This is a genomic window from Bradyrhizobium frederickii, from assembly GCF_004570865.1.
Lineage (GTDB): Bacteria > Pseudomonadota > Alphaproteobacteria > Rhizobiales > Xanthobacteraceae > Bradyrhizobium > Bradyrhizobium frederickii.
Window position 1 is genome coordinate 276,155 of the sequence record NZ_SPQS01000001.1, and the last position, 13,038, is coordinate 289,192.

A 13,038-nucleotide genomic window follows, 5' to 3' on the forward strand; every position below is an offset into this window, starting at 1 on the left:
TGGAATGTCGTTTTTGCGGGCCTGGCTGATCATCGTGGCGACGAGTGCTATATCGATTGCAAGCTCACTCCCGCTTGCGCTGTTGCCGCAGCCGGCGGCCGCGCAGGCGATGCAGGCGATCGTCGTCGAAGGCAATCGCCGGGTGGAGGCCGAGACGGTCCGCTCCTATTTCAATCCGGGCCCGGGCGGGCGTCTCGATCAATCCGCCCTCGATGACGGGCTCAAGGCGCTGATCGCGACCGGCCTGTTCCAGGACGTGAAGATCAATCAGGCCGGCGGCCGCATCGTGGTGTCGGTGGTCGAGAATGCCGTGATCGGCCGCATCGCCTTCGAGGGCAACAAGAAGATCAAGGACGAGCAACTCTCGGCGGAAATCCAGTCCAAGCCGCGCGGGACCTTTTCGCGGGCGCTGGTGCAGTCCGACACGCTGCGCATCGCCGAGATCTACCGGCGCTCCGGCCGCTACGACGTCCGCGTCACGCCCGAGATCATCGAGCAGCCGAACAACCGCGTCGATCTCATCTTCACGGTCGGGGAGGGTGCGAAGACATCGGTCAAGTCGGTCGAGTTCATCGGCAACAGCGCGTTCTCGGCCTCGCGGCTGCGCGACATCATCAAGACGCACGAGAGCAACCTGCTCAGCTTCCTCGGCAACAACGACGTTTACGATCCCGATCGCGTCGAGGCCGACCGCGACCTGATCCGCCGCTTCTACCTCAAGAACGGTTACGCCGACGTCCAGGTCGTGGCTGCGCTCACCGAATACGATCCGGAGAAGAAGGGCTTTCTGGTGACCTTCAAGATCGAGGAAGGTGCTCAATATCGCATCGGCTCCGTCGACTACCGCTCCAGCATTGCCAATTTCGACACGGCCTCGCTCCGCGCCTTTTCGCGCGTCAGCGCCGGCTCGCTCTACAACGTCGAATTGGTCGAGAAGTCGACCGAAGAGATGCAGATCGAGGCCTCGCGCCGCGGCTATGCTTTTGCCGTGGTCCGTCCCGGCGGCGACCGCAATTTCGAGGCGCACACCGTCTCCGTCGTGTTCAATGTCGACGAAGGCCCGCGGACTTACATCGAGCGCATCAACCTGCGCGGCAACACGCGCACGCGCGACTACGTCATCCGGCGCGAATTCGACCTCTCGGAGGGCGATGCCTACAACCGCGCGCTGGTCGATCGCGCCGAGCGGCGGCTGAAGAACCTCGACTACTTCAAGAGCGTCAAGATCGTCACCGAGCCCGGCTCGTCGAGCGATCGCGTGATCCTGATCGTCGACATGGAGGAGAAATCGACCGGCGACTTCTCGATCTCGGGCGGCTATTCCACCACCGACGGAGCGCTGGCCGAAGTCTCGATCTCGGAGCGCAACCTGCTCGGCCGCGGGCTCTATGCCAAGGCATCGGTCACTTACGGCCAATATTCGCGGGGCATATCGTTGTCGTTCGTCGAGCCTTACCTGCTCGACTACCGGCTGGCGCTTGGATTCGATACCTATTGGAAGGAGCAGAAGGCGAACAGCTATACGAGCTACGGCGTGACGACCCTCGGTTTCTCCCCCCGCATTGGCCTGGCCTTGCGCGAGGATCTCTCCCTGCAGCTGCGCTATTCGCTCTATCAGCAGAGCATCTCGCTCGCCAGCGCCTACAATAATTGCAACAACAACGCGTCGAACGCCTCGCTGGCCTTCAATCCGACGCCGGCCTACATCCAGAGCGTCCTGGGCGGCGCGGACCCGACCAATTCCACGAGCTCGGGAGTCTATGGCTACGGCTGCTACGGGGACGGCGAGTCGAGCCTGCCGGTTCGAAAGGAGCTGGCGAACGGCGCGACCTGGACTTCGTCGCTCGGCTACACGCTGAACTACAACACGCTCGATAACACCAAGAACCCGACGAACGGATTGCTGGTCGACTTCCGGCAGGATTTCGCCGGGGTCGGCGGCGACGTCACCTATCTGAAGACCGCGCTCGACACCAAATACTACACGCCGCTGGTCTCCGAGATCGTCAGCGTGATTCACCTCCAGGGCGGCCTGCTGAGCAAGATCGGTGACCGGGATCTGCGCATGCTGGATCACTTCCAGATGGGTCCGAACCTGGTGCGCGGCTTCGCCTCGAACGGCATCGGGCCGCGCGACATCACCTACTACAATTACGGCTCCAGCGGCGATGCGCTCGGCGGCACGAAATATTGGGGCGCGTCCGCGGAACTGCAGATGCCGTTCTGGTTCCTGCCCAAGGAAGTCGGCCTGAAGGGCGCACTCTACGCCGATGCCGGATCGCTCTGGGGCTATCAGGGACCGACCTCGTGGTCGGCTACGGGCGAAGTCAACTCCAAGGCGTGCCCGAATTGCGGATTGCAATATGACGACGGCAGCACGGTGCGATCCTCGGTCGGCGTCGGCCTGATCTGGGCCTCCCCGTTCGGGCCGTTGCGCTTCGATTATGCCGTGCCGATCACGAAGGGCAAATACGACGTCGTGCAGGAGTTCAGGTTCGGCGGAGGGACGTCGTTCTAACTTGTAAGGATCCGCCGGCAGGCATCGACGAAGACCTCTGCGCCGGTGACGATATCGACGTCGGCGGTGTTCTCGGTCCAGTGATGGCTGATGCCGCCGATCGAGGGCACGAACAGCATGCCGGCGGGCATGACACTGGCCAGCATCTGCGCATCGTGGCCGGCGCCACTGGGCATACGGATCGATCGTTCACCGGCCCGCGCCTTGCTCGCGGCTTCGATCGCATCCTGAAAGCGATCGCTCATCATGGCGGGCGCGCCGGTGCGCAGCTTCTCGACGGTGACGGTGCACGGGCCGCTCGCGCTGGCCTCGTCCGCCATGGTCCGCAGCAACTGCTCCAGCCGGGCAATCACGGTGGGATCGTCGTCGCGGATCTGGAACAGCATTTCGGCGCCGCCAGGAATGATGCTCGGCGCGCCCGGATCGAGCGTGATGCGGCCGGTGGTCCAGACCGTGCGCGGGCCGCAGGCGGCCGGAAAACGTTCGTCGATCGCGACGCAGAACTTGGCCAGCGCCAGCCCGGCATCCTTGCGCACCGTCATGCGCGTGGTGCCGGCATGATTTTGCTCGCCGGTGAAGTTGATGCGGTACTGCCAGATGCCGACGATGGAGGTGACGATTCCGATCGCGAGCTTGCCGCTTTCGAGCGTGTCGCCCTGTTCGATATGAGCCTCGAGATAGCCGACGTGGCGGCCCGGCTCGGCGCTGGCACGAGGGCGGCCCGCAAGCCCCATCTCGGCGAGCGCATCGCGCATGGTGCGGCCGCTGGTGCGATCGCGCGCAGCGTCGATGTCGGCCTCGGTGACCTGTCCGACATACGATCGCGAGCCGAGGAAATGCCCAAAATGTCCCTCTTCGTCGCACCAGGCGGCGACTTCGACGGCCCCGTTCACGGAGGGATCGGCATTGAGAACGCGCGCGGCCTCGAGCGCATAGACGACGCCGAGCGGGCCATCGAGCCAGCCGGCGTAGTTCTGGCTCTCCAGATGCGAGCCGGCCAGCAGCTTGGGTCCGGCCTTGGCGCTGGTGCCGAAGACATTGCCGATGCCGTCGATCGAAGCGGCAAGCCCCGCGTCCGGCAGCTTGCGCATGAGCCAGTCCAGCGAAAGCCTGTGCGGCTCGGAGAACGTCGGCTTGTGCACGCCAGTCTTGTAGGCGCCGATGGCGCGCAGCGCATTGAGATCGGCAAGCACGCGCTCGCCGTCGACGGAAGGGGAAGCGTCAGGCATGTTCGGCGACCTTCAGCGCCTCGGTGCGGATCTCCTCGACCAGCCGTTCCTTGAGCTGGACGAATTCCGGCGTGGTCTTGATCTTGTAGGAGCGCGGATGCGGCAGGTCCACATCGATCTCGGCCTTGATCCGGCCGGGGCGCGCGCTCATGACGATGACGCGGCTGCCGAGGAAGATCGCCTCCTCGATGTCGTGGGTCACGAACAGCACGGTCTTCTGGTCGCGTTCCCAGATCCCGAGCAGCATCTCCTGCATCAGCGCGCGGGTCTGGTTGTCGAGCGCGCCGAACGGCTCGTCGAGCAGCAGGATCTTGGGATCGTTGGCGAGCGCGCGCGCGATCGCCGTGCGCTGCTGCATGCCGCCGGAGAGCTGCTTCGGCCAATGATTCTCGAAGCCGGACAAACCGACCTGGCGGATGAAGGCGTCGGCGATCTTGTTGCGTTCGTCCTGCGGCACGCCGCGCTCGCGCAGGCCGAAGGCGATGTTCTCGCGCACGGTGAGCCAGGGAAACAGCGTGTAGGACTGGAACACCATGCCGCGATCTGCGCCGGGGGCGGTCACCTCGCGCCCGTCGAGCGTGACGCGTCCGCTTGTCGGACGATCGAGGCCAGCGACGATGCGCAGCAGCGTGGACTTGCCGCAGCCGGAGGGGCCGAGGATGGTGACGAAGTCGTTGTTGCCGATGACGAGATCGGTCGGCTCCAGCGCCTTGGTCGGCGCGTTGCCGTGGCGCGCCGGGAAGGTGCGCGAGACCTGCTCGATCTTGAGGATCGTCATGCGAGCCTCCACGGAAACAGCCAGGCGTTGAAGGCCTTGAACATGAAGTCCGAGAGCAGGCCGATCAGCCCAATCACGATGATGCCGAAGATGATCTGGCCGGTGTTGAGCAGCGCCTGGCTGTCGGTGATCATGTGGCCGATGCCCGAGGACGAGCCGATCAACTCGGCGACGATGACATAGGTCCAGGCCCAGCCCAGAACCAGCCGCAGGATTTCCGCGATCTCGGGCGCGGAGGAGGGCAGCAGCACGCGGCGGATGATGCCGCGGTCCCTCGCTCCGAGCGTATAGGCTGCCTCCACCAGGTCGCGCCGCGTTGCGCCGACGGTCACGGCGACCATCAGGATGACCTGGAATACCGAGCCGATGAAGATGACGAGCAGCTTCTGCAATTCGCCGATGCCGGCCCACAGGATCAGCAGCGGAATGAAGGCGGAGGCGGGCAAATAGCGCGCGAAGGAGACGAACGGTTCAAGGAAGGCTTCGACCGGCTTGTAGGCGCCCATCAGCACGCCGAGCGGCACCGCGATGATCGCCGCGAGCGCGAAACCGCCGACGACGCGCCAGATCGTCATGCCGATGTCGAACAGGAAGCCGTGCTTGGTGAGCAGCTCGACGCCTTCCTGCACCATGGTCAGCGGATTGGCGAGGAAGGTTTTCGACACATGGCCGCCGAACGTCGCCCAGGACCAGAGGGCGACGAACAGCACGAAGAACGCAAGGCCATAGACCACGCGCTGCTTCGATGTAACAGGGTCCAGGGGACGCATCGACGATTATCCGGGCGGTGAACGGATTTGCCGGCCCCGCCGCGAGACGGGGCCGGCAGCTCCTGAAGTGACTTACTTGATGAAGCTGGCGTCGAAGAGATCCTCGACCTTCGGCGCGGCCTTGATGATGCCGATCTCGAGCAGGAGCTCGGCGGCCTCCTTGTTGAAGGTCAGGAAGTCGCCGGCGAAGAATTTCTGGTTGGCGGCCTTGTCCTGCCAGCGCAGATATTTCGCCGAATTGCCGAACTGCTCGCCGGTCTGCTTCACGTCGGCGCCCATGATCTCGTAGGACTTGGCCTGGTCCTTGGCGATCATCTCGATCGCCTCGAAATAGCTGTCGGCGAGCGCCTTGGCGGCCTTGGGATTCTCGGTGAGGAACTTCGGCGTGCAGCCGAAGGTGTCCATGACCATCGGATAGTCCAGCGTGGTCGCGATGATCTTGCCCTTGTCGGGGGCGGCGCGCACCGTCGACAGATAGGGCTCATAGGTCATCGCGGCGTCGTTCTGGCCGGAGACGAAGGCCTGTGCGGCGGCGGCCGGCTCCAGGTTCACGACGGTGACGTCCTTCACCGACAGCCCGTTTTTCTTGAGCATCCAGGCCAGCGCGAAATAGGGCGAGGTGCCGGGCGCGGAGGCGGCGACGGTCTTGCCCTTCAGGTCCTTGATCGCGGCGACGTCGTTGCGCACGGCCATGCCGTCGGCACCATAGCTCTTGTCGAGCTGGAAGATCTGCTTGGTGGCAACGCCGTTGGCGTTCCAGGAGATCCAGGTCTCGACGGTCGTCGCCGCACATTGGATGTCGCCCGAAGCGATGGCAAGATGGCGGTCCTTCTGCGGAATCTTCTTGATGCTGACGTCGAGGCCGTTCTTCTTGAAGATGCCAGCTTCCTTCGCCAACGTCAGCGGCGCAAAGCCGGTCCATCCGGAGATGCCGACGCCGACCTTGACGTCGTCGGCGAGCACGGGAGTGGCGGCCGCGAGAGCAATGATTGTCGCAAATATTGTCGAATTACGCATGATTGTCGTCCTCTGCCGATCGATGGATTGACGTCCTGTTGATCTGTGGGTCCACGTGGACCGCTGTTCGAAGCGTTGCACGATTTGTGCCGACATATCCACTCAGCCTCCCTTGAATCGCGCGACAAGGCGGTGAGAGTCACCGGGATAGAGCAGGCGCACGGCGGTGATCGTGCGCGCGCTACGCCAGGTGTAACGGTCAATGACGAGACAGGGCGCGCCGACGGCGATCGCGAGCGCGCCCGCCGTATGATCGTCGGCAACGATGGCGCTGATCGTGTGCTCGGCCTCCGTCCACGGGACGTGGTGAAGCAGCCACGAGCCGGGCGGCTCGCGCGAGAAGTCTGCGCTCGCGGCGTCAGGCACGGACGACAGGTCGATCAGCCTGTCCTCGACGGCGAACGGCACGTTGTCGGCACTGTGCCGGCAGGTGATCGCAACCACCTTGCCGGCCCTCTTCACGCCGAGGCGATCACGGTCGGCAGCGGTCGCGGCGCGCAGCTTGCGGTGGATCAGCTCATAGCCGTAAGCGCGCCCCAGCGCGGTGATCTCGGCGCGGATGTCGGCGATCTTGAGCACCGCCGACATGTGTTGCGGCCGGCGCACGAACGAGCCGGCACGCCGCCGCCGCTCGATCAGATCTGCCTGCGCGAGCTCCGACAGCGCCTTGTTCACCGTCATGCGCGAGCAGCCGTAGCGCGCCACCAGCTCATGCTCGAACGGAATGCGATGGCCGGGCGGCCATTCGCCGGTCAGGATGCGCTTTTCGATGTCGGCGCGAATCCGCTTGTAGAGCGTCGGCTTGTCGGCGGCATCGGTGACGAGGCTCATGCAACAAGCCTCCGAACGACCGCGTTGAAACGCTCGCGCGCCGCCTGGCGCAGCCTGTGCCGGCCACGCTCGACAACCTTCTCGCCGCCGGCCCAGACGCAGTCGATCGCGCCGCTGCCTGCAGCAAAGATCCAGCCGTCGATCGCGGCATCGCCCCGGCGTCCCGCCAGCGAGGGATGTGCGGCGTCGAGCGTGACGATGTCGGCGCGCGCGCCGGGCGCGAGGCCGACCGTCGTCTGCGCCAGCGCCTGCGCGCCGCCCGCGAGCGCATGGTCGAACAATGCCCGTCCGGTCGAGCGGCCGGCCCCGGCGGAAAGCACATTGCGCTCGCGGTGCTTGAGCCGCTGGCCGTATTCGAGCTGGCGCAATTCGTCGGCGACGCCGACCAGCACGTTGGAATCGGTGCCGATACCGAACGCGCCGCCGGCGTCGAGGAATTCGCGGGCCGGAAAGATGCCGTCGCCAAGGCTCGCTTCGGTGATGGGGCAGAGCCCGGCGACTGCGCCCGTCCTGGCAAATGCGCTGACCTCAGCGTCCGTCATATGAGTCGCATGAATGAGGCACCAGCGCTGACCGACGGGCGCGTGCTCCAATAGCCACTGCACCGGGCGGCGGCCCGACCAGGCCAGGCAATCCTCGACTTCCTTCACCTGTTCGGCGGCGTGAATGTGCACCGGTCCGCCGTTCGCGAGCGGAACGATGGCCGCGAGCTCATCCGGCGCGACCGCGCGCAGGCTGTGCGGTGCGATGCCGATATTGGCGCCCGGCAATGCATTGATCGCCTTGCGGGAGGCGGCCATGAGCTCGGCGAACCGATCGACCGAGCAGACGAAGCGGCGCTGGCCGGCATGCGGCGCGGCACCGCCGAAGGAGCCGTGCGCATAGAAACTCGGCAGCAGCGTCAGCGCAATGCTCGATGCCTCGGCAGCCTCCGCAATCCGCGCGGCCATCTCGGCGATATCGGCATAGGGAGAACCGTCGCGGTCGTGGTGCAGATAGTGGAATTCGCCGACGCGGGTAAAACCCTGCTCCAGCATCTCGACATAAAGCAGCGTCGCAACGGCCGCGACGTCGTCCGGCGTCATTGCGAGGGCGAAGCGGTACATCGTCTCGCGCCAGGTCCAGAATGTATCGGTGCTGTCGCCGCGCAGCTCGGCAAGGCCCGCCATGCCGCGCTGGAAGGCGTGGCTGTGCAGGCTCGCCAATCCCGGAAGCGCAATGGCGTGGCGCTCGTCGCCGGCGGCAGGCTGCACGCCCGCGGTCACCGCCGCGATCGCGCCGGCGGTCATCACCACCTGCACGTCATTGGCCCAGCCCGAGGGCAGGAGCGCGGAGGCGAAATGCAGTCGGGTCATGATTGATTACACGCCGGCTGGACAGAACCGCCTTACGATTATATGTCTAGACATATAAGTCAAGCATCCCACCCCAGGGGAAAGTGGCATGGCAGAGCGCTTCGACCGGATCTGGCACAATGCCCGGCTCGCCACGATGCGGGCCGACCGTCCCGATCTCGGCGAGATCGCGCCTGGTGTCATCGCCGCGCGCGGCGGCCGTATCAGCTACGCCGGTGCGGCGACGGACTTTCCCGCGAATGCGGACGCGATCGAGCGGATCGATTGCGAGGGGCGCTGGATCACGCCCGGCCTCGTCGATTGCCACACCCATCTCGTCTATGGCGGCAACCGCGCGCACGAGTTCGAGCTGCGTTTGAAAGGTGCGAGCTACGAGGAGATCGCGCGCGCCGGCGGCGGCATCGTCTCCACGGTGGCGGCGACGCGCAAGGCGAGCGAGGCCGAGCTGGTCGCGAGCGCGCTGCCGCGGCTCGACGCGTTGATTGGCGAGGGCGCAACCACCGTCGAGATCAAATCCGGCTATGGCCTCGACACCGAGACGGAGATGCGGCAACTGGCGGCCGCGCGCAGCCTCGGTCGCCAGCGGCGGGTCGCGATCCGCACCTCCTTTCTCGGCGCGCATGCATTGCCGGTCGAGGCGGACGGTGACAAGGATCGCTACGTCGATCTCGTCTGCAAACAGATGCTGCCTGCCGTTGCGAAGGCTGGCCTCGCCGACGCTGTCGACGCCTTCATGGAAGGCATCGCATTTTCGGCGGAGCAGACGACGCTTGTATTCGAGACGGCGAGAGCGCTTGGGCTCCCGGTCAAGCTCCACGCCGACCAGCTGTCGAACCTCGGCGGCGCGGCGCTTGCGGCAAAATTCTCGGCGCTGTCGGCCGATCATCTCGAGCATACCGACGAAGCCGGCGTCGCCGCGATGGCGAAGGCTGGTTCTGTGGCCGTGCTGCTGCCCGGCGCGTTCTACTTCATTCGCGAGACGCAGAAGCCTCCGTTCGAGGCCTTTCGCAGGCAGGGCGTGCCCATGGCGCTCGCGACCGATTGCAATCCCGGCAGCTCGCCGCTGACCTCGCTGCTGCTCACCATGAATATGGGCGCGACGTTGTTCCGGATGAATGTGGCTGAGTGCCTTGCCGGAATCACCCGCGAAGGCGCGCGGGCGCTCGGCGTGCTCGATGAGACCGGCACGCTGGAAGCGGGCAAATGGTGCGATCTCGCAATCTGGGACGTCGAGCGGCCGGCCGAGCTCGTCTACCGCATCGGCTTCAATCCGCTGCATCGCCGGGTGTGGAGGGGCCAGTGACGGAGCAGGGCGCAGCGATCATCGTCAAGCCGGGAACGGTCAGCCTCGACGAGCTCGCGCGCGTGCTTGCGGGCGCTCCTGTCGTGCTCGATCCGTCGTTCTGGCCGCGCGTGGAGGCGGCTGCGAAGATTGTCGCAAAGGCCGCGCAAGCCGCTGCGCCAGTCTATGGCATCAACACCGGCTTCGGGAAGCTCGCCTCGAAGCGCATTCCGCCCGATCAGACCGCGCTGCTCCAGCGCAACCTGATCGTGTCGCATTGCTGCGGCGTCGGCCCCGCGACTCCGGAGCCGATCGTTCGCCTGATGATGGCGTTGAAGATCATCTCGCTCGGCCGCGGCGCCTCCGGCGTGCGCCGCGCGGTGATCGAGCAGCTGCAGGCCATGATGGCGCGGGGCGTCACCCCGCTGGTGCCGCAGCAGGGCTCGGTCGGTGCCTCCGGCGATCTCGCCCCGCTCGCGCATATGACAGCGGTGATGATCGGCGAGGGACAGGCGATCGTTGACGGACAAATCGTGCCCGGCGGCGAAGCGCTGGCATCCGCCGGCCTCGTGCCGCTGACGCTGGGACCCAAGGAGGGCCTCGCACTGATCAACGGCACGCAATTCTCGACCGCCTATGCCATCTCCGCGGTCCTGCGCGCCTTCGGCCTTGCGCGCGCAGCGCTCGTCACCGGCGCATTGTCGGTCGATGCGGCGATGGCATCGACGGCGCCGTTCCGTCCTGAAATCCAGGCGCTGCGCGGCCATGCCGGGCAGATCGCGGCCGCCGCGACGCTGACCGCGCTGCTCGAGGGCAGCGACATCCGCCTGTCGCATCTCGAAGGTGACGAGCGCGTGCAGGATCCCTATTGCCTGCGTTGCCAGCCGCAGGTCGCGGGAGCCGCGCTCGATCTGATCGCGCAGGCCGCGCGCACGCTGATCGTCGAGGCCAATGCCGTCACCGACAATCCGCTGGTGCTGGTCGAGACCGGCGAGATCGTCTCCGGCGGCAACTTTCACGCCGAGCCGGTGGCGTTCGCCGCCGATGCCATCGCACTCGCGCTGTCGGAGATCGGCGCCATCAGCGAGCGGCGCATTGCGACGCTGGTCGATCCGACGCTCAATTTCGGCCTGCCGCCGTTCCTCACTCCCGATCCCGGCATCAATTCCGGCTTCATGATCGCCGAGGTGACGGCGGCGGCACTCTATGCCGAGAATAAGCAGCGCGCAGCTGCGTGCTCGATCGATTCGACGCCGACCAGCGCCAACCAGGAAGATCACGTCTCGATGGCGGCGCACGCCGCGCGGCGGCTGTCCGACATGGCCGACAATCTCGCCGCCATCCTCGGCATCGAACTCCTGGTTGCCGCCCAAGGCATCACGCTGCGCGAGCCGCATGCGACCAGCAGGCCGCTGGCGGCGGTCATCGCCGCGCTGCGCGAGCAGGTGCCCGCACTGGGTGCCGATCGCTACATGGCCGGCGATCTCGCCAAGGCCGCTGCGCTGGTCGAGGCCGACGCTCTGCCAGCTACCGCGCTCACGGCGCTTCCATCCGATCCGTTTCCGAGACTTGATGAGAGGTCCGCATGAACCGCCGACTGGACAACGACCGCACCATCCGCGCGCCCCGCGGCAGCGAGATCAGCGCCAAGAGCTGGCTGACGGAAGCTCCCTTGCGCATGCTGATGAACAATCTCGATCCTGACGTCGCGGAACGTCCGAGCGAGCTCGTCGTCTATGGCGGCATCGGCCGCGCCGCGCGCGACTGGGAGAGTTTTGACCGGATCGTCGCGGCCCTGCGCAAGCTCGAAGCCGACCAGACGCTGCTGGTGCAGTCCGGCAAGCCGGTCGGCGTATTTCGCACCCACACCGACGCGCCACGCGTGCTGATCGCCAACTCCAACATCGTGCCGCACTGGGCGACGCTCGACCATTTCAACGAGCTCGATCGGAAGGGCCTGATGATGTACGGCCAGATGACCGCGGGCTCGTGGATCTATATCGGCAGCCAGGGCATCGTGCAGGGCACCTACGAGACCTTCGTCGAGGTCGGGCGGCGCCATTATGGCGGCAGCCTCTCGGGCAAATGGATTCTCACCGCCGGCCTGGGCGGCATGGGCGGCGCGCAGCCGCTGGCCGCGACCATGGCCGGCGCCTCAATGCTCGCAGTCGAATGTCAGCCGAGCCGCATCGAGATGCGCCTGCGCACCGGTTATCTCGACCGTCAGGCCGCAACCCTCGATGAAGCGCTCGCGATCATGGCGGACTCTGCAAAGACGAAGAAGGCAATCTCGGTCGGCCTGCTCGGCAATGCCGCGGAGATTTTCCCGGAGCTGGTTCGCCGCGGCGTCAAGCCTGACATCGTCACCGACCAGACCAGCGCGCATGATCCGATCAACGGGTACTTGCCGAAGGGCTGGACGCTCGCAGAGTGGGAAGCCAAGCGCGCGTCCGATCCGAAGGCGGTCGAGCGCGCCTCCAAGACCTCGATGGTCGAGCACGTCCAGGCCATGCTGGATTTCCATGCGCAGGGCATTCCGACGCTCGACTACGGCAACAACATCCGCCAGATGGCCCAGGACATGGGGCTGAAGAACGCCTTCGATTTCCCCGGCTTCGTGCCCGCCTATATCCGCCCTCTGTTCTGCCGCGGCGTCGGACCGTTCCGCTGGGCTGCGTTGTCGGGCGATCCCGAGGACATCTTCAAGACCGATGCCAAGGTCAAGGAGCTGATGCCGAACGACAAGCACCTGCACAATTGGCTCGACATGGCCAAGGAGCGCATCAAATTCCAGGGCCTCCCGGCGCGGATCTGCTGGGTTGGGCTCGGCGATCGTCACCGCCTCGGCCTTGCCTTCAACGAGATGGTGGCGCGCGGCGAGTTGAAAGCGCCGATCGTGATCGGCCGCGATCATCTCGACAGCGGTTCGGTCGCGAGTCCCAACCGCGAGACCGAGGCGATGAAGGACGGTTCGGATGCGGTGTCGGACTGGCCGCTGCTCAACGCGCTGCTCAATTGCGCCAGCGGTGCAACCTGGGTTTCGCTGCATCACGGCGGCGGCGTCGGCATCGGCTATTCGCAGCACGCCGGCATGGTGATCGTCGCCGACGGCACGCCCGAGGCTGCCAAGCGCATCGAACGCGTGCTGTGGAACGATCCCGCCAGCGGCGTCATGCGCCACGTCGATGCCGGTTACGACATCGCGATCGACTGCGCCCGCGACAAAGGCCTCGATCTGCCGAGCCTTTCGAAGTAGTG

At 65.8% G+C, this 13,038-nt stretch carries 10 protein-coding genes; 4 read left to right on the forward strand and 6 right to left on the reverse strand.

Going from position 1 to position 13,038, the window contains the following annotated elements; all coding sequences use genetic code 11:
- Positions 1–4 precede the first annotated feature (4 nt).
- Positions 5–2,518, forward strand: a complete 2,514-nt coding sequence (gene bamA / locus E4K64_RS01260; protein ID WP_135161794.1) for an outer membrane protein assembly factor BamA — start codon at positions 5–7, stop codon at positions 2,516–2,518.
- On the opposite strand, the gene E4K64_RS01265 is transcribed toward bamA, so the two are convergent.
- From E4K64_RS01265 to E4K64_RS01290, 6 genes are all read right to left on the reverse strand, one after another.
- The gene (locus E4K64_RS01265) at positions 2,515–3,747 is read right to left on the reverse strand and encodes a Zn-dependent hydrolase (protein WP_135161795.1); all 1,233 of its coding nucleotides are present in this window, start codon (positions 3,745–3,747) and stop codon (positions 2,515–2,517) included. The genes bamA and E4K64_RS01265 overlap by 4 nt on opposite strands.
- Positions 3,740–4,525, reverse strand: a complete 786-nt coding sequence (locus tag E4K64_RS01270) for an ABC transporter ATP-binding protein (RefSeq protein WP_167771735.1) — start codon at positions 4,523–4,525, stop codon at positions 3,740–3,742. Before E4K64_RS01270 ends, E4K64_RS01265 begins: the two co-directional genes overlap by 8 nt.
- The gene (locus tag E4K64_RS01275; RefSeq protein ID WP_135161797.1) at positions 4,522–5,295 is read right to left on the reverse strand and encodes an ABC transporter permease; all 774 of its coding nucleotides are present in this window, start codon (positions 5,293–5,295) and stop codon (positions 4,522–4,524) included. Before E4K64_RS01275 ends, E4K64_RS01270 begins: the two co-directional genes overlap by 4 nt.
- A gap of 72 nt (positions 5,296–5,367) precedes the next feature.
- Positions 5,368–6,312 carry an ABC transporter substrate-binding protein gene (locus E4K64_RS01280; RefSeq protein WP_135161798.1) on the reverse strand — a complete coding sequence of 315 codons (945 nt, stop codon included), beginning with the start codon at positions 6,310–6,312 and terminating at the stop codon, positions 5,368–5,370.
- Positions 6,313–6,414: 102 nt separating this feature from the next.
- Complete coding sequence (hutC, locus tag E4K64_RS01285; protein ID WP_135161799.1) at positions 6,415–7,143, reverse strand: histidine utilization transcriptional repressor HutC; 729 nt, start codon at positions 7,141–7,143, stop codon at positions 6,415–6,417.
- Positions 7,140–8,498: a formimidoylglutamate deiminase gene (locus tag E4K64_RS01290; RefSeq protein ID WP_135161800.1), complete on the reverse strand. Its 1,359-nt coding sequence runs from the start codon at positions 8,496–8,498 to the stop codon at positions 7,140–7,142. Before E4K64_RS01290 ends, hutC begins: the two co-directional genes overlap by 4 nt.
- 88 nt (positions 8,499–8,586) lie before the next feature.
- On the opposite strand from E4K64_RS01290, the gene hutI reads away from it, so the two are divergent.
- Genes hutI through hutU form a run of 3 tightly spaced genes read left to right on the forward strand, consistent with a single transcriptional unit; the run spans position 8,587 to position 13,036 of the window.
- Positions 8,587–9,801, forward strand: coding sequence for an imidazolonepropionase (hutI, locus tag E4K64_RS01295; protein ID WP_135161801.1), 1,215 nt, complete (start codon positions 8,587–8,589; stop codon positions 9,799–9,801).
- Positions 9,798–11,369: a histidine ammonia-lyase gene (gene hutH / locus E4K64_RS01300; protein WP_135161802.1), complete on the forward strand. Its 1,572-nt coding sequence runs from the start codon at positions 9,798–9,800 to the stop codon at positions 11,367–11,369. The genes hutI and hutH overlap by 4 nt, the downstream gene beginning before the upstream one ends.
- A complete protein-coding gene (gene hutU, locus E4K64_RS01305; protein ID WP_135161803.1) occupies positions 11,366–13,036 on the forward strand; it encodes a urocanate hydratase in 1,671 nt (556 codons plus the stop codon). Before hutH ends, hutU begins: the two co-directional genes overlap by 4 nt.
- Positions 13,037–13,038 lie beyond the last annotated feature (2 nt).

What these genes read in the sequence shown, in the direction of transcription:
- E4K64_RS01290 (WP_135161800.1), bottom strand. Translation starts at nt 8,498, where the DNA reads ATGACCCGACTGCATTTCGCCTCCGCGCTCCTGCCCTCGGGCTGGGCC.
- E4K64_RS01270 (WP_167771735.1), bottom strand. Translation starts at nt 4,525, where the DNA reads ATGACGATCCTCAAGATCGAGCAGGTCTCGCGCACCTTCCCGGCGCGC.
- bamA (WP_135161794.1), top strand. Translation starts at nt 5, where the DNA reads ATGTCGTTTTTGCGGGCCTGGCTGATCATCGTGGCGACGAGTGCTATA.
- E4K64_RS01265 (WP_135161795.1), bottom strand. Translation starts at nt 3,747, where the DNA reads ATGCCTGACGCTTCCCCTTCCGTCGACGGCGAGCGCGTGCTTGCCGAT.
- E4K64_RS01280 (WP_135161798.1), bottom strand. Translation starts at nt 6,312, where the DNA reads ATGCGTAATTCGACAATATTTGCGACAATCATTGCTCTCGCGGCCGCC.
- hutI (WP_135161801.1), top strand. Translation starts at nt 8,587, where the DNA reads ATGGCAGAGCGCTTCGACCGGATCTGGCACAATGCCCGGCTCGCCACG.
- E4K64_RS01275 (WP_135161797.1), bottom strand. Translation starts at nt 5,295, where the DNA reads ATGCGTCCCCTGGACCCTGTTACATCGAAGCAGCGCGTGGTCTATGGC.
- hutU (WP_135161803.1), top strand. Translation starts at nt 11,366, where the DNA reads ATGAACCGCCGACTGGACAACGACCGCACCATCCGCGCGCCCCGCGGC.
- hutC (WP_135161799.1), bottom strand. Translation starts at nt 7,143, where the DNA reads ATGAGCCTCGTCACCGATGCCGCCGACAAGCCGACGCTCTACAAGCGG.